Below are 19039 nucleotides of genomic sequence, written 5' to 3' on the forward strand. Positions count from 1 at the left end.
TCGTCCCGCTCGGCCCGTACCTCCGCCAGCGGTTTGGCCAGTTGCTCCTGCCCCGCCAGCACCGGTCCTGCCACCACAAGATCGTGGACACACGACCTCCCGGCCAGCGGGGTGCCGGCCGTCAGGTCGTGGAACTCACGCACGTGCCGGGCGACCATCACCAGGCTCTCGTCGGATGGCACAGAAGCAGGTCGTTGCGGATCAAGTTGGCATGTGCAAGGAGTGCGCACGCGGTGAGTCGTACGACACGGGGTACCCGACCGAGGAAATCGGCGAGTGCGCCGTATCGGAGCGTTGAAGGGGGCCGAAATGGCCAGGACAGTGCGTGACGTCATGGCCGGTGCTCCGACAGCCGTGACTGCCGAGGCCTCTGTGACCTCAGTGGCTCAGGTGATGCGCGACCAGGGCATCGGCCTGGTTCTGGTGATGGACGACGACGATCTGATGGGGTTGGTCAGTGATCGTGACCTCCTGGTCGGCGCCGTCGCGGACGGAGCCGACCCCCAGCGGATGCCCGTCGCCCAGGCCCTGCACGGGGAGCTGATCACGTCGACGTGGACGAGGACCTGGAGACGGCGACGAAGACGATCCGCGAGCACTCGGCCCGGTATGCCGCGGTGATCGAGGACGGTGCACCCGTGGGCCACGTCTGCGCCGACGATCCGGCTCGCGAGGTGACCTCGGCACCCACGGTGGCACCGACGCCGGACCTCCACAGCAGCGTCGACCCCGGCGAATGAGAGAGCACGACGACAGGTATCGACAAGAACAGGAAAACGACAAGGACACGTATCGACAAGGACAGGAACCGAGAGCGTCAGCAGAGGGGGGCGACCGGGAAAGGAGAGCAGGTCCATCATGCGTATCGCGTTTCTGACGGCGCCCGAGGGCGTCGAACAGGTGGAACTCACCGAGCCCTGGCAGGCGGCCCTGGCGGCCGGGCATGATCCGGTGCTGGTGTCGACCGGCTCCGGCGAGGTTCAGGCCTTCCATCACCTCGACAAGGCGGACACGTTCACGGTGGACGCGGTCGTCGGCGATGTGTCCGCGGAGTCGTTCGGCGGCCTGGTGCTGCCGGGCGGGGTGGCCAATCCGGATTTCCTGCGGATGAATGACAAGGCCGTCGCGTTCGTGAAGGAGTTCTTCGAGCGGGGGCGCCCGGTCGCCGCGATCTGTCACGCGCCCTGGACGCTCGTCGAGGCGGACGTGGTGCGGGGGCGGGAGCTGACCTCGTGGCCGAGCCTGCGGACCGACATCCGCAACGCGGGCGGCACCTGGGTCGACGAGCAGGTCAAGATCTGTGACCACGGGCCCAACAAGCTGGTCACCAGCCGGAAGCCGGGCGATCTGAAGGCGTTCTGCGAAGCCTGTCTGGACGTGTTCGAGGAGGAGGCGGCGGGACAGTGAATGCGACGAGGCGCGGACTTCAACCGGCGTGACCCGTGGGAGGCGATCAGGGCGGGAGAGTTCCCGGAACGGGCACTCGGTGCCGTCCAACTCGGGGCGGAGGGCGATGAGTTCGCTTTCGACTTCGATCTGCTCGACGCCAGAGGCCCACCGGATGACGGCCGACCTGAGCGTGGTGACGGACGCTGCCCCGGACCCCGCGAGCCCGGAATCCGTACGGGCCCTCATGGCCGCCGTCGCGGCACATCGCCACGGGAGCCTCCCACCAGCCCGGTGCGGAATGGGCCACGCCGCTCCCGGCATCGCGCGACGGACCGAGGGTACCCGGGGGCCGGGATGCCGGACCGGACGTCCTGCCGCTTCCGGCGCCCTGCGTTTGCGGATCGTGAGGGAGGAAGCATGACCCAGCAGGTTCGCGAGATCATGACGACGGACCTTGTCACGGTGGCCCCGCTGACATCGGTGATCGACGTCGCCCAGCTGATGCGTCGTGAGGATGTCGGCGACGTCCTGGTGGTCGACGAGGGCCGGCTGCGCGGCGTGGTGACCGACCGGGACCTGGTCGTCCGCGTCATGGCGGAAGGCGGCGCCGTCGGCGACCGGACGGTGGTGAGCGCGTGCAGCGACGATCCGGTCACCGTCGCTCCCGATGACGACATCGATCAGGTCATCGGCCTGATGCGGGAGCGGGCGGTGCGCCGGATCCCGGTGGTCGAGCACGGCCACCCCGTCGGAATCGTCTCCTTGGGAGACCTGGCCATCGAACGGGATCCCGGCTCCGCGCTCGGAGACATCAGCGCGGCCCGGCCCGATGCATGAGGTGGACTTCTTGAGGGATGACATGTCATGGCCGGAACGGATACCGAGGTAAAGGACGCCAGCGGGCATGACGCGACGCCCTTCCTCCCGGGACGGCGCGCAGGTCTGCCGGGGCTGCGGAAGGCGGCCGCGCGGTGTCAGGGCTGCCCGCTGTACCGGGAAGCCACCCAGACCGTGTTCGGCGAAGGCGACACGTCCGCACGCGTGCTGCTCCTCGGTGAGCAGCCCGGGGACCAGGAGGACCGGCAGGGCAGACCGTTCGTCGGCCCCGCCGGCAAGGTACTGAGGCGGGCGCTCGCAGACGCCGGCATCGATCCGGAGCGGGTGTACGTCACCAACGCGGTCAAGCACTTCAAGTTCACGATTCCCGAAGGCCGCAAACGCCGTATTCACAAGGCTCCGAACCTTCGCGAGATGACGGCCTGCCGGCCGTGGCTCGTGGCGGAGCTGAGGGTCGTGTCACCGGAGGTGGTCGTCGCGCTCGGCGGGACGGCGGGCAAAGCCCTGCTCGGCTCGGGATTCCGGGTGACCGAGCAGCGCGGCATGCTCCTGTCCTGGCCGGGCCTCGGCGAGAGCGGCGAAGGCGACGTAGACGCAGATGCAGAAGGAGAAGGACACGGAGAAAGAAGCGGTACGGGCGAGGCCGAGGAAGGGATCAGGGCGCTGGTGGCGACGATCCACCCGTCCGCCGTGCTGCGCGCCGACGACGCCGACCGCACGAAGGTCTACGACGGCCTTGTGGGCGACCTGCGACTCGTGGCGGACCTCCTGGCGGAAAGCGACAGCGACGGCGACGGCGACGGCGACGACGACGGCCACGCCCGACCGGGCGAGGACGGATGACCTTGCCGCCCCGGCCGGTCGGTTCCATGACTTGGTCGAGACATACGGGGTGACGGTTCGGGTACCCGACCGGCCAAGAGCCGCCGGGTCGGACACCGCGCCGCCAGCCGTAGGAACCGGCCGCGTGGCGCAGCGGTTCGTACCCGCCCTGACATGCTCCGGGAGGCAGGCGTGCCGGAGTTGCCTGACGTCGAGAGCTTTCGTCGCGTACTGAACACCTGTTGCCGCGGCCGACGCGTACGGCGCGTCGAGGTGCGTGACGCGGGCGTGCTGCGCGGGGTCACCGCGAAACGTCTGCGCCGGGAAGTGGAGGGGCAGCGGCTCGGCCGGCCGCGACGCCATGGGAAGCTGCTGGTCGTCCCGATCGGCGATGGCCCGGCTCTCGTCTGGCACTTCGGCATGACGGGCGAGCTGCTGAGCGCCTCGGCGGACGACCCACCGGCGACCCATGACCGGGTCGTCCTGACCTTCGACGACGAACGGCAGCTGCGCTACCGGGACCAGCGCAAACTGCAAGGCATACGCCTGTCCCCGAACCCGCGGACGCTGGAGCGGCTGCTGGACGAGCTGGGCCCCGATGCCCTAGACATGACACGCCCGGACTTCCTGGACCTGCTCACCAGACACAGAGGAGCCGTGAAGGGCGTGCTGATGGACCAGTCCCTCATCGCCGGGCTCGGGAACCTGCTCAGCGACGAGATCCTCTGGCGGGCGCGGGTGGCACCCCGGCGTCCGGCGCGGGACCTCGACGACGCTGAGGCGCGGCACATCTTCACGGCGATGCGGCGCGTGCTCGCCACCGCCACTCGTGACGGGTGCGTGCCGCCGCGCCGGACCTGGCTCACGGGCCGTCGCGACGACGCGGAACCGGAGTGTCCCCGCTGCGGCGCACGCTTGCGTTCCTCGCGTGTCTCCGGCCGCCGTACCGTCTGGTGCGAGAACTGCCAGCACTGAACGGGGCACAGCGTCGGGCGGAGGGCTCGGCGCATACTCGTCGGGTCCCCGCGTCACGACGCCTGGGCATGGCCGCGTGTGCCGGCACGGGAGAGCGCTCTGAGAAGCTCCTCGCGGCTCATGGCGGAGCGGCCCTTGACGCCGGCCTCAGCCGCCATGGCGTACAGCTGCGACTTGGTCAACGAGTCGAGTGAGGCCTGCGCCTGCCGCCGGGCCCGGCGAGTGGTGGCCGCCTTCTTCGACGTGCCGCCCTTGCCCTGCGACGTTCCGTGTTTCTTCGACTCCGCGCGGTCCACGCTGGCCCGGAGCACCGCCATGAGATCCACGACGTTGGTGGCCTCGGCCGGCTGCTCGGCCTTCTCGACGCTCTCGCCCTTCGTCTTGGCCGCGACCAGTTCCTGCACCTTGTCGTGAAAGGTGTCGTGGAAATCCTGCGGATCCCATTCCATACTCAACGAGTCGATCAGCTGCTCGGCCATCTTCAGCTCGCGGTCGGCCAGTTTGACCCGCCCGGGAAGATCGTCGATCTCTGCGCGCGGATCACGGATTTCATCCGCCCAGTGCAAGGTGTGCAGGGACAGAATTCCGGATTCCGCCTTCACCGCAACCAGATACTCCCGGTTTCGCATGACAAAGGTGGCGACCCCGGCCTTGTTCGCGTCTTCCAGGGCCTTCTCCAGCACGGCATACACCTTCTGGTGCTGCTCGCCCTTGGGTCCCAGATAGTACGTCCTGTCGAAGTAGACCGGCTCGACATCCGCCAGGTCGACGAATCCGGTGATCTCCAGTTCCCGGGAACGACCGGGCGCGATGTCCTCCAGTTCCTCCGGCTCGAGGATCACGTAGACGTCGCCCGCGTCCACCCCCTTGACGATATCGTCCAGCGGCACTTCCTCGCCCGTACGCTCGTTCACGCGTTTGTTGCGTACGCGATCCGAGGTGCCGCGCTGAAGTTGACGGAATCGGATGGTGTGGCTGTCCGTAGCCGTGTACAACTGGACCGGCAAGGACACCAGGCCGAAGGTCAGAACACCGCTCCACACAGCACGTGCCATGCCGAAACCGCCCTCCGTGAACAGATGTCACCAGCAGGAGCGAGGGCCGGTGAAATTCTTGACCAGCCGGTATGAAACATCCTTTTCCTCCGCGGTTTTCCTCCGCTTCGCGGGTACCCGGGGGAGCGCGACGCATACGGTCGTCTCGCGGCGATGCGAATCCGAATCGGGAGATCAGTCGCCGGGCCGGAATCGGAGGGCCGACCAGGTGTCGTCGATGGCGATCTGCCGCACGGGTCGCACGCCCCGCTCGGAAAGCGCCGCGGCCAGGGTGTCGCGGTCCAGATCCGTGCCGAGCTTCCCGCCCTTCGGATAGGCCACCCAGGCGAGGGCGTCGCGTCGCGCGGCGGCGAGCGCCGCCTGCGCACCCGCCCCGAGAAGGTCGCCGGAGGTGGTCACGAAGGCGAGCACCGCGTCGGCCGTAGCCGCGTCACCCGCGGCTTCGATCTCCAGGTGGACGTCGTGCGGCTTGCCCAGTACCACGACGCTCTGATCGGGCTTGATCTGCAGCTTGCTGATGACGGACACCCGCCACATCCTGCCACCACAGGCGCGGCGTCGCGCGCCGGGCAGGCCAAGCCCTCCTCCGCCCCGGGCCACCCCCGAGAAACATCCGTCTTCCGAACGCTCGGCACCCGCGTGCGGCACCGGATCCGGGCGCGAACGGGTGTGACAGAGTGGCCGTGCAAGAGGTGATCAAGAGCAAGGAGCTTCCATGGCTGCGGAGTTGAACGAGACGGTGCGCAAGCGGCTGGAGGAGCCGAACTTCTGGTACGTGGGCACGGTGACGCCGGACGGGGCGCCGCATGTCACGCCGATGTGGGTGGGTCTGGAGGACGGGCTGATCGTCTTCAACACCTCGGTCGGCCGGATCAAGGAGGAGAACCTCCGCAACGACGCCCGTGTCCACCTCTCGCACGCCGACGCCGAGAACCCCTACGACCGTGTGCAGATCTCCGGTCGCGCGGTGCGCTTCGTGGAGGGCGAGGAGGCCGAGCGCGGCATGGACCGGCTGGCCCGCAAGTACCTGGGCCTGAACGGGTATCCCTGGCTGATCGAAGGCGAGCAGCGGGTTCATGTGCTGGTCGAGCCGGACCGAGTGCGCCACATCATCGGCGTCGAACCGTTCCGGCCGGGAGTCATCCCTTCCTGAGCCGTCACTCGCCTGTGGATTTGGTAAGGGAATATAGCTCAACGCTCACCTTCCCTCTTGAATGAGGCATCGGCCGCCCCCGTAATCACAGGTGCAACACAAGGAGAAGTCAGCGGCGAGCAGCGCCGATTGACGGCCCATCGGGAAGGGATACCAGTATGTCCTTCGCCAAGATCACGCTGGCCAAGAAGGCCAAGAAGAAGGAAGGCGGCGCCGCCGCCAAGGCCAAGCACCACAAGAAGAAGCACCACCGCAAGCACAAGAAGGCCGCCGCCAAGTAGCGAGACCTGGCGGAACACGACCACACAGGCAGAGACCGTGCCGGGGTCCGTGCGCGCAGCACATGTGCGCGACGGATCCCGGCACGTCGTCGGATCGGGCAGTGCCCAGGAGGCGCCGGTCATGCACACCGCAGCACCCCCCACCATGTCCGCGGCCGGCTCCGGGGTGGAAGCCGCGGCCGGTACCTCATCGCGGATGCGTCACGCCCGTATCTCACCACTGGCCGCGTTCCGTACGTTCTGGCCGCTGGTCAGCGTCAACCGTGCGGCCGTACTGATGTCCGCCGTGCTGCTGGTGGTCTCCGCCGGGTGCGACGCGGGCGCCATCGGCATCGTCGGCGTCCTCACCGACGACGTACTCACCCCTGGCGACCTGGCTGCCTTCTGGGGGCCCGCCGCCCTCTGGCTGGGGCTCGCCGCCGCCGGTGCGGTCGCGTCCGCGGCGGGCGGGTATCTGGCCGGCTGGACCAGCGAACACTTCCTGCTGGGCCTGCGCGACCGGGTCTTCCAGCACCTGCAACGCGTGCCCCCGGACGCCCTGGACCGCTTCGGCACCGGCGACCTGGTCTCCCGGCTGACCGGCGACATCGAGACCGTCGAGTCACTGGTGGCCTCCGCGCCCGTCGAACTGATCACCTCTGCCGTCGGCGCGGTGGTGTTCGGTGTGGCGGCGTTCTGGACCAGCTGGCAGCTGGCCCTGATCACCCTGGCCGCCGCTCCGCTGATCTGGTTCGGCGCCCGCTGGTTCGGCACCCTGATGCGTTCCGCCACCCGCGCCGAACGCGACAGCAACGGCCGGCTGGCCACCCTCCTGGAGGAGAGCCTGGCCAACATGCCCCTGGTGCAGGCCTACGGCCGGCAGCAGGCCGAGCACAGCAAGGTGCACCGTGAGGGACGCAGCTGGATGCGCGCCGGGCTGCGCCAGATCCGGCTGTCGTCGGTGTACGGGCCGATGGGCGAACTGGTCGAGACCCTCAGCGTCCTCGCCGTGATCGGCGCCGGGGCCTGGCAGATCTCCGAACACCACCTCAGCGTCGGAGGCCTGCTCTCCTTCGCCGCCTTCCTCGGCTATCTCCACCCCAAACTCCAGGAACTGGGCGAACTCGTCGTCAGTGCCTCCTCCGCGACCGCCGCCTGCGAACGCCTCATCGAGGTGCTGCGCACCGGCACGGTCCACGAGAGCGCCCCGCGGCCGGACGTCCCGCCGCTCGCCGAGCCGGTGCGCGGCGCCGTCACCTTCGAGGACGTCGGCTTCTCCTACCCCGGCAGCGGCCAACCCGTACTCGACCGGGTCCGCCTGGACATCGCCCCTGGCCTGCTCGTCGCGGTCACCGGGCCCAGCGGCACCGGAAAGTCCACCCTCGGCAAGCTGCTCCTGCGGTTCCACGAGCCGTCCCGGGGCCGCATCCTGCTCGACGGCCGGGACATCGCCGAACTCCCGGTGGACGAGGTGCGCCGGCACATCACCCTGCTCCCGCAGGACAGCATGCTCTTCGACGGCACGGTCCGCGAGAACATCACCTACGGCCGACCCGACGCCACGGACGCGGACGTGCTCGCAGCCGCCGTCGCGGCCGACGCGCACGACTTCGTCAGCACGCTGCCCGACGGCTACGACAGCCCCGTAGGCAAACGCGGCAACAACCTGTCCGGCGGCCAGCGCCGCAGGATCGCCCTTGCGCGGGCCATGCTCCGCACGGCACCCGTGCTGATCCTCGACGAACCCACGGCAGGACTCGACGACGACTCCACGGCCCGCATCATGGCGCCCCTGCGCCGGCTCACCGCCGGGCGCACGACCTTCCTCATCACCCACGACCTGCGCCTGACCGCACAGGCCGACCTCGTCCTCCACCTCACCGACGGCACCGCAGTCATCACGGCCCCGGGCCAGACATGGACCACCGGAAACACACCGGAGCACGAGGCGGCTTGAGGGACGACGCGGGAAACGTGCCTCGCCCCTGACGGAAGATCCCAAAAAAATTTCGGGCGGCGATGTCGAGAACCCGTGGCCGGCTTCGTCCCAGGGGTGAACGCGGCCACAATGGGTCGCACCAGCACCGAGGAGAGACACCATGGCCAAGTACCTGCTGCTCAAGCACTACCGCGGCGCTCCGGCAGCGGTGAACGACGTGCCCATGGACCAGTGGACGCCGGAGGAGATCTCGGCGCACGTGCAGTACATGAACGACTTCGCGGCCCGGCTCGAGAAGACCGGCGAGTTCGTCGACGGCAAGGCGCTCGCCCCCGAGGGGATGTGGGTCCGGTACGACGGTGAGGGGCGCCCGCCGGTCACCGACGGCCCATTCGCCGAAACCAAGGACCTCATCGCCGGCTGGATGGTGATCGACGTCGACAGCTACCTGCGCGCCGTCGAGCTGGCCGGGGAACTGTCGGCCGCTCCCGGGGCGGGCGGGAAGCCGATCCACGAGTGGCTGGAGGTGCGTCCGTTCCTGGCCCCGCCGCCCACCATCACGGAGTGCCCCCATCGATGAACGAGGCCCTGCTCCGCAGCCTCACGCCGAGCGTGCTCGCCGTCCTCGTCCGCCGCGGAGCCGACTTCGCGGCGGCCGAGGACGCCGTGCAGGACGCGCTGGTCGAGGCGGTCCGGGTGTGGCCGGCCGACCCGCCGCGCGATCCGAAGGGCTGGCTGGTGACCGTGGCCTGGCGCCGGTTCCTCGACGCGACCCGCGCGGACACCGCCCGCCGCCGGCGTGAGGACCTCGTCGACGAGGAGCCGGCGCCCGGGCCCGCGTCCGCGGTGGACGACACCCTCCAGCTCTACTTCCTGTGCGCCCACCCGTCGCTGACACCGTCGTCCGCGGTCGCGCTCACGCTGCGCGCCGTCGGCGGGCTGACCACCCGCCAGATCGCCCAGGCCTACCTGGTGCCCGAGGCGACCATGGCCCAGCGCATCAGCCGGGCCAAGCGAACGGTCTCCGGCGTGCGGTTCGACCAGCCCGGCGACGTCGCCACCGTGCTGCGCGTCCTCTACCTGGTCTTCAACGAGGGCTACTCCGGCGACGTCGACCTCGTCGCCGAGGCCATCCGGCTGACCCGGCAGCTCGCGGCCCAGATCGACCATCCCGAGGTGGCGGGGCTGCTCGCCCTGATGCTGCTCCACCACGCCCGGCGCGCCGCCCGGACCGCGCCGGACGGCAGCCTGGTACCGCTCGCCGAGCAGGACCGCGGCCGGTGGGACACCGAGTTGATCGCCGAGGGGGTCGGGATCCTGCAGGCGGCCCTCGCCCGTGACCGGCTGGGTGAGTTCCAGGCCCAGGCCGCCGTCGCGGCACTCCACGCCGACGCACCCACCGCCGAGGAGACGGACTGGGTGCAGATCGTCGAGTGGTACGACGAACTCGCGCGCCTGACCGACAGCCCGGTCGTCCGGCTCAACCGCGCGGTCGCCGTGGGCGAGGCCGACGGACCGCGGGCCGGCCTGGCGGCGCTTGCGGTGCTGGACGCCTCACTGCCCCGCTACACCGCGGTGGCGGCGTATCTCCACGAGCGTGACGGCGACCTGGTCACGGCGGCACGGCTGTACGCCGAGGCGGCCCAGAAGGCACCCGACCTCGCCGAACGCGACCACCTGACACGCCAGGCCGCTCGGCTCAACTCCCGTCGGCGTCGCTGACGGGGCGCATGGCAGAGACCGGGATTCGTCGCCGACCGGGAGGGCGGCCGGCCGCGTTCGCGCTGTTGCGCCGGCCGCCGTACATCACGGCCGAGGCGTCGTCGTGGCAGGAGGGCCTCACCGGGTGCCGATGTCGTAGGTGGTGCCGTCGTTGATCGCCTGGAGTTTGTCCGGGTTGGCCACGTTGTGGATGGCGGTGATACGGCCGTCGGTGTCGAAGTCGAAGGTGACGGTGGCGATCACGCGTCCCGGGCCGCTGAAGACCATGCCCGGTTCGCCGTTGATCTCCAGGAGTTCGGCCTTCATGTCGGTGGGCTGGACTCCTTGATAGGTCACGGTGCCGATGGCCGCGAACCAGGCCGCCACCGTGGCCGCGCCCACGACCGGGCGCAGGGCCTGACGGACCTTGCCGCCGCCATCGGTCCACAAGGTGACGTCCGGGGACAGCAGTTCCAGCAAGGCGTTGACGTCGCCGCCGGTCGCGGCGGCGAGAAACCGCTCGGTGGCCGCACGCTGCCGCGACCGGTCCGCGGCGAAGCGCGGCCGTCGGGCCCGAACGTGCTCACGGGCCCGGTGCGCGGCCTGCCGTACCGCGGTTTCGGAACGCTCCACCGCCTCGGCGATCTCGGCGTGGCTGAAGTCGAAGACCTCCTTCAGCACGAACACCGCACGCTCCAGCGGGCTGAGCGTCTCGAGCACCACCAGCATGGCCATCGACACCGACTCGGCGTCCGTGACGGCCTCGCAGGCGTCCCCGCCGGTGAGGATGGGCTCCGGCAGCCACGGCCCCACATACGTCTCCCGCTTGTGCCGCGCGGACCGCAACCGTTCCAGCGCCAGGTTCGAGACGATGCGTGTCAAATAGGCCTTGGGGTCGGCCACTTGTGAGCGGTCCGCGGCGGACCACTTGATCCAGGCGTCCTGGACCGCGTCCTCGGCGTCGGCCGCGCTGCCGAGGACGCGATAGGCCACGGAGAACAGCAGCCGCCGGTGCTCGTGGAAGATCTGCTGGTCCGGGTGGGTGGACAGGGCGGTCACTTGGTCCTCCTGACCCGCGTGAACCGGCCCCCGCGGGGCCAGATCGCGCCCGAGGCGGGCATCTTCTTCATACGGCCGTACGTCGGCCAGGGGGAGGCAGTCACCGTCTCCTTGTACCTGACCGCCATGCGGCCGGTCAGGCAGATTCGGCGGGGGCTGTCATCGGGCCGTGTGAACTGCACCACGGCGTCACCGCGTCCCAGGCTCACCGGCGTGTGGTAGTAGCCGAAGCGGAACGGCTTGGGCTGCCTGCCCCTGAGCACCCGGTCGATCGACAGCGCGGCGTGCACCCCGGTCGGCATGCCCCCTTGGCAGGTGCCGTGCATGACGCCGTAGCCCTGGCGGATCGCGGCCGCGTCACCGATCGCGTACACCTCGGGGTGGGACACCGACCGCAGCGCGGCGTCGGTGACGATGCGTCCGCGCTCGTCGACGGCCAGCCCCGCGGCGGCCGCCAGCGGCGACACCCGCGTACCGCTCGTCCACAGGACCGCGTCGGCGGTCACGCTTTCCCCGCCGGCCAGTTCGACCGCACCGGGCAGCACCTTCACCACCTCGACCCCGGAGCGCACCTGGACGCCCAGCCGGTCGAGCGCCGCGTGCACATACGCCCTGGCCTTGGCATTCATGGCCGCACCGGGATCGGCCCGGCCCAGCAGCACGACGGTCGACTCCGGGTGCCGTCCGGCGATTTCCGCGGCCGACTCGATGCCGGTCAGTCCACTGCCGACGACCACTACCGTGCCGCCCTCGAGCCGCGCCAGCCGGTCGGCCAGCAGCTCGGCGTCCTGCACGCCGCTCAGGGTGTACGCGTGCTGCTCGGCGCCGGGCACCGCCGACGTGTCGGCGACCCCGCCGAGCCCGTACACCAGCGTGTCGTAGTGCAGCACCCGGTCGTCGTCGATCCGTACGGTCCGCGCGTCCGCGTCCACCGCCGTGACCCAGCCGCGCACGAACCGCGCCCCCGTGCCCTCGAGCAGCTCCGGAATGCTCAGGTCGGCCAGCCGCTGACCGGTCGCCGTCATGTGCAGCCGCATCCGCTCGGTGAACCGCTCCTGCGCGTTCACGACCGTCACCTCCGCGCCCCGGCGCCCCTTCACCCGGGCCGCGAGCTGGACGGCAGCGGCCATGCCCGCGTACCCCGCCCCCAGCACCACCACACGGTGCGTGCCCGCCCTGCCGGTCTCCCGCTGTGCGCTCATCGTTGCGTCCTCCTCGGCTCGCCTGCTGACGCCCACCAGATGGGAGCAGACGGCCCGCCCGTGACATGAGGAGGATGTGATGCGCACCACAGTCGTGGAGGCGCTCACGGACTTCAGGCGCCTGTCACTCGCGGATGGTGCTGTTCACCGGATCCCTTCGGCACCGCGCCACCTGTATCTGTCCGGGTGGCGCGGTGCGACCGCGGCACTGCCCATGCCCCGCCGCTCCTGTCGCATCGCCCTTGCACGGCGGGCGGGTTCAGTGGCCCAGGAGCAGTCCCGCCCCCGAGACGTCGGCACGTATGCCGTCCTTGCCGACCGTCACACGCTCGAGGCGCAGAGCGCCCGAAGGTGGTTTCGGGAGCTGGAAGGCGAAGGAGAAGCGGTCGGCGATCTGCGGGCGGGTGAGCTTGGTCAGCGCGGGGAGCAGGGACGGATCCAGGCCCAGCTTCTCGAGGACCCACGGGTGGGCGAGTGCCACGTCCACCAGGTTGATGCTGGTCAGATCGTGCAGGAAGCGTGGCGCGCCGGTGAGTTGGTGGAGCTTGTCCTCGTCGTGGAGCGCGGCGCTCACCGCGCTGTCGGGCACGCCCAGGCGGTGCACGATGGCAGGGAGTGCGAGCAAGGCCTTGATCTTCTCGGCCTCCCGGGTGAGGCGGCGCGCGGTGGCGCTGGTCAGGTGGAGGCCTTCGGTGGGCCGGGTGCCGGGCTGGTACGTAGCGAGGTCGTCGATGTCGAGCCGTATGCCGTCCACGGAGGTGGCGATGCCGCGCTCTCCGTCGAGCCGGACGCGGGCGTCGGCCCGTACGCTCAGGTCGCGGCCCGCGATGTGCAGGGTGCCGTGTGCCCGTATGGTTCCGGGTCCTTCGGCCGTGAACGCCAGCTGCGAGGCGCCGAGTTCGCGGTTCATGTCGGCGAAGGACAGCAGGACCTGACCGTGCGCCTGCCGGACGAGTGCGCCGCGTACGGTGGTTGGTCCGTCGCCGTCGATGCGTATGTCGTCTGCGGTGGCGGTGACCTCGGTGAGCGTGACCCGGTGCGCCGGGATGTCGGGCACGGTGATCCGGACCGAGTCCAGGCGCCGGGCGGCCAGCTGGGTGAGGAAGGGAAAGCCGCCGATGTGCACCTCGGGGGCGGCCGCGAGATGCAGCTTGTCCTTGAGCTGCTGGGAGGCCTTGTGCTCGGCGTAGAGCAGCGCCCAGCGGTCGGCCAGGGTGACGAGGCAGGCGAAGGTCAGTGCCCAGACGAGGAATCGGACCAGGGTGGGCAGGCCGGTGGCGCGATTGCGACGGCGGCTGCCACGCCTGTGATTGGGCGGGGCCCAGGGCTCTTCGGCATCGTCGTCCTGCCGGGTCGCCGCGCTGTCCTCGGTGAGGAAGTCGTCCAGCGAATGGTCTGCCAGCGAAGCGAGTTCGTCGTACGGATTGCGGCCGGGCGGAACCATCCTGGTGGGAGGTCCGTCGGACTGATCAGCTTGATGCGTCGGTATGTGGGGGGTACGCATCGGTAGATTTGATCATATAGTCGGCCCCGTTCTGCAAGTGCTACTTGAAGTAAGGCGCGAAATCGGCCACTGCACGGCCGGTACGGGACCCGGGACCCGGGACCCGGGATGCGGGGACGCCGTTTGGCCGCTCACGGCGGCATCGTCGGCCAGAAGCCGTTCCCCTGGTGCCCCCGCGCGTGCGAAGCCGTACGGGGGAGCCCCCATCGACGTACCGGCACAAGGCGTACGAGATGTCTCGTATATGCACGGACGTCGCGTACGGTAGTAAGTGCATTTTTTCGACGGCGACGGGCAACGGCACCGGTGCGAGCTGGACGGAATTGGTTCTCTTGCGAAGATGTCTGGCACGGGGCGCGGCTGCGGCGGCAGCGTCGGTGCTGCTGTGCGTCGCCGCCGTCCTCTACAACGACTGGCTGCTGCAGTTCTGCGTGACCACCGGCCTGCCTCAGGCCAGCTCCTACGTCAGTGAGACCTTCGCGGCGGATCAGCCGCACCGGCTGCTGTTCGGCACGGTGGAACTGGCCTGCTCCGCGGCGGTGATCGCCGGTGCGGCGCTGGCCGCACGCTCCGCGCCGTGGGGCCTGACCCTGGCAGGCTGGGGCGCCGTGGCAGCATTCGGCGGATGCTCCGTCCTGGACGTGCTGCTGCCGATGGGATGCGCGCCCTCGGTGGAGCACGGCTGCCCGCCCGACAACATCCAGCACACCACCACCAGCGGCCTGGTCGAATTCACGCTGTTCGCTTCCATGGCGCTGTTCGGCCTGGCGGCGCGCCGCCCCGGCCCCGGCCGCCCGGAGTCGGCCGCGGGCCGCTGGGCGCCGTACCTGATGCCGGTGTCGATGGCATCGGCGATCGCCACCGTCGGCCCCTACCTGGGGCATCCCGGCGGCCAGGGCATCGCCCAGCGCATCCATCTGGTCAGCATCGCGGCATGGTTCATCCTTCTCGCTGCCGAGGCACGCGGAGCACACCCCCTGTCGTGGCGTCAGGAGAGGGAAGCCGGGAGCGCACGGGGCGGCATGAGGGAAGTCCCCGCCGGCGTCGGTCCGCTCAGCTCGCTGCCGGACACTCGCCCCAGTGGTCGGCACGGCCGGCCCCCCGAGGGAGAGTGACTTCCTGCGGCTCGGCCCTTTGCCCCAGCGGCCGTGGTGCGCAGGACAGCGATGGCTGCCGTGGTCCAGGATGGCTGCATGGCGACCATCCTTGCTTTTCACGCACATCCGGATGACGAGGTGCTCCTGACCGGTGGCACGCTCGCCCGGGCCGCGGCCGATGGGCACCGTGTGGTCATCGTGGTCGCCACGGACGGCCTCATGGGCGCCACCCCGGAGGGCGAGGCACCGCGGCTGGGGGAACTCCGGGCGAGTGCGGCCGTGCTGGGTGTGGCGCGTGTGGTGCACCTGGGATACGCCGACAGTGGACACGGACCCGTGCTCCATCCGGATCCGCCGGACCGGACACGTTTTGCGCGGGCGGACACGGAGGAGGCGGCCGAGCGGCTGGCCGACATCCTCCGTGCCGAAGGCGTACAGCTCCTCCTCAGCTACGACGCCCGGGGTGGATACGGCCACCGCGACCACGTCAAGGTGCACCAGGTCGGCAAGCGCGCCGCCGAGCTGGCCGGGGTGTCCCGGGTGCTGGAGGCGACGATGCCGCGCGACGTGGTGGACCGCTTGGTCAGGCTCGTCCGCCTGCTGAGGATCCCGTTCCGGTACGACGCGGACGCACTGCGCAGCGCCTACAGCCCCCGCGCCGCCATCACTCACCGGATCGATGTCCGACGGTTCGCCCGGCAGAAACAGGCCGCACTCGCCGCGCATCGCTCAGAGGTGTCCGGGACGGGCCGGCTGGCTCCCGTCATGAGGCTGCTGATCCGTCTGCCGACTCCCGTCTTTGGATGGCTGCTCGGCCGGGAGTGGTTCGTGGAGTCGAGGGCGGGGACCAGCGCCAACTGACGAGTGGCGATCCGGTCGCGGACTCCGGCAACCGCGCGCGCAACGCCGCCAGGTCCACGTCGAGCAGCCGACCTGCCCACGGGGTTGCCGACCGGGAAGACCGTCGCGGTGCCGTGGATCAGGCCTGGGCCACCGGTGCCTGCAGTTCCGTAACCCAGTCGTCGTGGTTGTCGGGGCACTCCAGGTTGATCTCGCGGGGGTATCCGGTCGACTGGTAGCCGTTGGCCTCGATCCAGCGGGCCAGGGTCTGGGCGGTGGGGAGAACGGTGTCCATCGAGCCGCGGTGCACGATGGTCGCCGCCTGGTCGACGGACGGCAGGTCGAGGATGCGCAGGCCGTCGTCCCGGAGCGGCGCGGAGACCTGGACGGCGGCGTGCACGCTGATCCTGCCATCGCCCTCCGGGGCGTCCTCGTAATAGGCGACGCCGGGGCCCGTGGGGGTGATGCCTGCCGCCTCCAGGCGCCGGAACAGCTCGTCGTAGAGCGGCCCTATGACCGGACCGATGTGCTCGGGCTCGAAACTCGTGGCGGTCGCGGTCAGCTCCGCCACCCGGACGGCGGGGACGTTCTTGATGACGACGTCGTTCGTGGGCATGTGGCCCTCACTCTCGATCGCTCGGAGCCTCGCCTCGACCCGGACCAGCCGTGCGCCTGCTGCGGCCACGGCAGTCTCCAGTTCGGCCCGCCGCAGCCGCAGCATGCCGCGCAGTTCCCCGGCACTGACCTTCTCGTCCACGATGTCGCGGACCTGCTGAAGGGTGAAGCCGAGGTCCTTGAGCGCGATGATCCGGTTGAGGCGGGCGAGTTGGGCGGCGGTGTAGTGGCGGTAGCCGCTGACGGGGTCGACGTGGGCCGGGTGCAGCAGACCGGTCGCGTCGTAGTGGCGCAGCATCCGGACCGAGACACGGCCGTGTCTGGCGAAGTCTCCGATGGTGAACATGATGTCTCCGAGTTGACCGCCTGACACGGTGTGAGGGTCAAGCCAGGGTCGCGAGGCCGTGCCCGCTGCGGTCCGCGCGGGCACGGCCGGTGCGGTATCAGCAGGTGGAGCCGGTCTGGGTGAGCAGGCCGAGACGCCACGGCAGGTTGTTGTAGTCGCCGCTCGCGCTCGGATCCAGGCCCTGGTACAGGTACTGCAGGTGGCAGGCCGGGATGGTCAGTGTCTGGTCGTACCCGGCCCGGATCATCTCACCATGGCTGATGTCCTTGGTCCAGGCGCCGGACGGGAAGGCCACGTTGCTCGCCCGCGTGAACGGATTGCTCTCGGACGCGGCGAGCGGGCTCCAGGAGCCGGTGAGGCTGCCCGAGGTCCAGGAGCGGAAGTAGCGCCGCCCGTCCGAGCCGATCGCCTCGACGAGCAGCAGGTACTGATTGCCGCCCTGCACCTTGTAGACGTTGCTCGCCTCGAACAGGGCGTATTTGTCGGAGTCCTGAGCGGCGATGACGGTGTTGGTGAAGCCGTTCGGGAACTGGCCGACGGTGGTCTGCGAGCGGTAGAGGTGCCCGTTGTCGTCGGAGGAGAACAGGAAGCAGTGCACGCTGTCGCAGATCACCCAGATGTCGACCCAGTAGCCGTTGCCGATGTGCTGCTTGATGATGTCGGGCATCGACGCGTAGAAGTTGCGGGGCGCGCTCCAGCCGTCGGGGTTGCTGATGTCCGGATTGGTGGAGTACGAGGCGTTGCCCGTCTGGTAGACGAGGTACCACAGCTTCTGCGGCGCGTAGTAGAAGACCTGCGGTGCGGCCCGGTATCCGGTGCCGATGGCCGAGCGGTCCAGGTAGTGGTGGGTGGCCGCGCCGGCCTGCGACCAGTCGCTGAAGCTGAGGTAGACCAGGCTGTAGCCGGAGGAGCTGGCCACGCTGGCGAAGACGTGCCACTTGCCGTTGAAGCGGACGATGGACGGATCCTTGATCCCGGCGATCTGGTGCGTGGCGTCCGGCTTCGGCGCGATCAGCGGGCCGCTGGAGGACCAGCTGAAGCTCGACGGCAGCGCTGCGGCGGCGGATGTCCGCGTGGCTGCCGTACCGCCGAGGGCGGACAGTACGGCGCTGTACGCCGGTTTCTTGTTGCCGGCGGCGTCGAACAGCAGCGGGCTGTCGCCGCTGCGCCAGGAGTCGCTGTCGCGGATGCCCCACACGCTGATGCCGGTGCAGCGGGCGACGCCCATGCACGCCTTGACCGTGTCCGCGTACGCCGTCGCCGGGGCCCGGGCGATGTCCAGCTCGGTGATCTGTACGTCCACGCCGAGCGCGGCGAAGTTCGACAGGGTGGCGCCGAAGCTCGCGGGCGGCCCGGAGCTGCCGAAGTGGCTCTGGAAGCCGACACAGTCGATCGGTACGCCACGGGACTTGAAGTCGCGCACCATGCGGTAGACGGCCTGGGTCTTGGCGTCGGACCAGTTCTCGATGTTGTAGTCGTTGTAGCAGAGCTTGGCGGCGGGGTCGGCCGAGCGGGCGGTGCGGAAGGCGTCCTCGATATAGCCGTCGCCGAGGACCTTCTGGAAGACGGAGGCCCGGCGCGCACCACTGCTGCCGTCCGCGAACGCCTCGTTGACCACGTCCCAGGCGTAGATCTTCCCCTTGAAGTGACTCTCTTCCGTGGTGATGTGATGGCGCATCACGCCGCGCAGCGTGGTGGCGTCCGTGATCGCCGAGACCCAGCTGGGCAGTTGGGAGTGCCAGACCAGGGTGTGGCCCCGGACGCGCTGTCCGTGGCCGGTGGCGTGCGCGACGATCTGGTCCGCGGGGGCGAAGTTGAAGGAGTCCCGGGAGCGCTCCGTGGTGTCCCACTTCATCTCGTTCTCGGGTGTGACCGTCGTGAACTCGCGGTCGAGGATCGTCGTGTACGTCCCGTCACCGAGCTTCCCGCCGGCTACCGCGGTGCCGAAGTACCGTCCGGACTGGGCGGCTTGGGCGCCGAGCGTGCCGGCCCGCACCGGTGCGGGCTGGGCGCCGGCCGTTCCGGTGGTGGCCGCGAGCGTGGCGGCGACGAGTGCGCCCAGCAGCGCGCTCAGGCGTCGGCCGGGCCGTCGGTGTTTCGCCGCAGGTAATGGCGTGAGCATGACAGTACCCTTCGTCGGAGTTCGGTATGCCGAACGGCGATCGATGTTCCGGATGCAGGGGATGATAGGAGGGGGTGACGGGGCGTCAATACCCCTCGCATCATTCGAGGTTCGGAGCGAAAT

General features: G+C 69.9%; 20 protein-coding genes. 13 read left to right on the forward strand and 7 right to left on the reverse strand.

Translation table 11 applies throughout. The features are described from left to right. Positions 1 to 333: 333 nt before the first annotated feature. The 6 genes from A6P39_RS45670 to A6P39_RS39565 all read left to right on the forward strand — a co-directional run bounded on the left by A6P39_RS45670 (position 334) and on the right by A6P39_RS39565 (position 4023). Positions 334 to 621, forward strand: coding sequence for a CBS domain-containing protein (locus tag A6P39_RS45670; RefSeq protein WP_443053084.1), 288 nt, complete (start codon positions 334 to 336; stop codon positions 619 to 621). Next, positions 555 to 740: a hypothetical protein gene (locus A6P39_RS39545; protein WP_067038874.1), complete on the forward strand. Its 186-nt coding sequence runs from the start codon at positions 555 to 557 to the stop codon at positions 738 to 740. Before A6P39_RS45670 ends, A6P39_RS39545 begins: the two co-directional genes overlap by 67 nt. A 118-nt stretch (positions 741 to 858) precedes the next feature. Further along, positions 859 to 1407 (forward strand): type 1 glutamine amidotransferase domain-containing protein, encoded by a 549-nt coding sequence (locus tag A6P39_RS39550; RefSeq protein WP_067038873.1) that lies wholly within the window; start codon positions 859 to 861, stop codon positions 1405 to 1407. A gap of 399 nt (positions 1408 to 1806) precedes the next feature. Further along, entirely contained in the window at positions 1807 to 2226 is a 420-nt protein-coding gene (locus tag A6P39_RS39555; protein ID WP_067038872.1) for a CBS domain-containing protein, read from the forward strand. Positions 2227 to 2253: 27 nt separating this feature from the next. Beyond that, entirely contained in the window at positions 2254 to 3069 is an 816-nt protein-coding gene (locus A6P39_RS39560; RefSeq protein ID WP_067038871.1) for a UdgX family uracil-DNA binding protein, read from the forward strand. A 171-nt stretch (positions 3070 to 3240) separates the two neighbouring features. Then, entirely contained in the window at positions 3241 to 4023 is a 783-nt protein-coding gene (locus A6P39_RS39565) for an Fpg/Nei family DNA glycosylase (RefSeq protein WP_067038870.1), read from the forward strand. A 53-nt stretch (positions 4024 to 4076) separates the two neighbouring features. On the opposite strand, the gene ku is transcribed toward A6P39_RS39565, so the two are convergent. Together ku and A6P39_RS39575 are read right to left on the reverse strand one after the other, a co-directional pair. Next, positions 4077 to 5078 carry a non-homologous end joining protein Ku gene (gene ku / locus A6P39_RS39570; protein WP_067038869.1) on the reverse strand — a complete coding sequence of 334 codons (1002 nt, stop codon included), beginning with the start codon at positions 5076 to 5078 and terminating at the stop codon, positions 4077 to 4079. Positions 5079 to 5252: 174 nt separating this feature from the next. Further along, positions 5253 to 5606 carry a hypothetical protein gene (locus A6P39_RS39575; RefSeq protein WP_079133052.1) on the reverse strand — a complete coding sequence of 118 codons (354 nt, stop codon included), beginning with the start codon at positions 5604 to 5606 and terminating at the stop codon, positions 5253 to 5255. 187 nt (positions 5607 to 5793) lie between these two features. Between A6P39_RS39575 and A6P39_RS39580 the strand changes: the two genes are divergently transcribed. The 5 genes from A6P39_RS39580 (at position 5794) to A6P39_RS39600 (ending at position 10152) form a co-directional block, all read left to right on the forward strand. After that, entirely contained in the window at positions 5794 to 6231 is a 438-nt protein-coding gene (locus A6P39_RS39580; RefSeq protein WP_067038867.1) for a TIGR03618 family F420-dependent PPOX class oxidoreductase, read from the forward strand. 158 nt (positions 6232 to 6389) lie between these two features. Further along, positions 6390 to 6512: a hypothetical protein gene (locus A6P39_RS39585; RefSeq protein ID WP_267893275.1), complete on the forward strand. Its 123-nt coding sequence runs from the start codon at positions 6390 to 6392 to the stop codon at positions 6510 to 6512. 121 nt (positions 6513 to 6633) lie between these two features. Continuing rightward, positions 6634 to 8448 carry an ABC transporter ATP-binding protein gene (locus A6P39_RS39590; protein WP_234378671.1) on the forward strand — a complete coding sequence of 605 codons (1815 nt, stop codon included), beginning with the start codon at positions 6634 to 6636 and terminating at the stop codon, positions 8446 to 8448. 142 nt (positions 8449 to 8590) lie between these two features. Continuing rightward, positions 8591 to 9010 carry a YciI family protein gene (locus A6P39_RS39595; RefSeq protein ID WP_067038866.1) on the forward strand — a complete coding sequence of 140 codons (420 nt, stop codon included), beginning with the start codon at positions 8591 to 8593 and terminating at the stop codon, positions 9008 to 9010. Then, positions 9007 to 10152 carry an RNA polymerase sigma factor gene (locus A6P39_RS39600; RefSeq protein ID WP_067038865.1) on the forward strand — a complete coding sequence of 382 codons (1146 nt, stop codon included), beginning with the start codon at positions 9007 to 9009 and terminating at the stop codon, positions 10150 to 10152. Before A6P39_RS39595 ends, A6P39_RS39600 begins: the two co-directional genes overlap by 4 nt. 117 nt (positions 10153 to 10269) lie before the next feature. Here the strand turns inward: A6P39_RS39600 and A6P39_RS39605 are convergent, their stop codons facing one another. The 3 genes from A6P39_RS39605 to A6P39_RS39615 form a co-directional block, all read right to left on the reverse strand. After that, positions 10270 to 11190 carry an RNA polymerase sigma-70 factor gene (locus A6P39_RS39605; RefSeq protein WP_067038864.1) on the reverse strand — a complete coding sequence of 307 codons (921 nt, stop codon included), beginning with the start codon at positions 11188 to 11190 and terminating at the stop codon, positions 10270 to 10272. Continuing rightward, on the reverse strand, positions 11187 to 12392 hold the full coding sequence (locus tag A6P39_RS39610) for an NAD(P)/FAD-dependent oxidoreductase (protein WP_067038863.1): 1206 nt from the start codon (positions 12390 to 12392) through the stop codon (positions 11187 to 11189). Before A6P39_RS39610 ends, A6P39_RS39605 begins: the two co-directional genes overlap by 4 nt. 259 nt (positions 12393 to 12651) lie before the next feature. Further along, complete coding sequence (locus tag A6P39_RS39615; protein ID WP_067038862.1) at positions 12652 to 13896, reverse strand: LmeA family phospholipid-binding protein; 1245 nt, start codon at positions 13894 to 13896, stop codon at positions 12652 to 12654. Between the two features lie 332 nt (positions 13897 to 14228). On the opposite strand from A6P39_RS39615, the gene A6P39_RS39620 reads away from it, so the two are divergent. Continuing rightward, positions 14229 to 15011 carry a DUF998 domain-containing protein gene (locus A6P39_RS39620; protein WP_234378670.1) on the forward strand — a complete coding sequence of 261 codons (783 nt, stop codon included), beginning with the start codon at positions 14229 to 14231 and terminating at the stop codon, positions 15009 to 15011. Between the two features lie 78 nt (positions 15012 to 15089). Then, on the forward strand, positions 15090 to 15854 hold the full coding sequence (locus tag A6P39_RS39625) for a PIG-L deacetylase family protein (protein WP_067038860.1): 765 nt from the start codon (positions 15090 to 15092) through the stop codon (positions 15852 to 15854). 118 nt (positions 15855 to 15972) lie between these two features. Here the strand turns inward: A6P39_RS39625 and A6P39_RS39630 are convergent, their stop codons facing one another. Then, a complete protein-coding gene (locus tag A6P39_RS39630) occupies positions 15973 to 16794 on the reverse strand; it encodes a MerR family transcriptional regulator (protein ID WP_067038859.1) in 822 nt (273 codons plus the stop codon). Positions 16795 to 16891: 97 nt separating this feature from the next. After that, positions 16892 to 18916: a non-reducing end alpha-L-arabinofuranosidase family hydrolase gene (locus A6P39_RS39635; protein WP_067038858.1), complete on the reverse strand. Its 2025-nt coding sequence runs from the start codon at positions 18914 to 18916 to the stop codon at positions 16892 to 16894. Positions 18917 to 19039: the final 123 nt, after the last annotated feature.

The organism is Streptomyces sp. FXJ1.172 (assembly GCF_001636945.3).
In the GTDB taxonomy this organism is placed as follows: Bacteria; Actinomycetota; Actinomycetes; order Streptomycetales; family Streptomycetaceae; genus Streptomyces.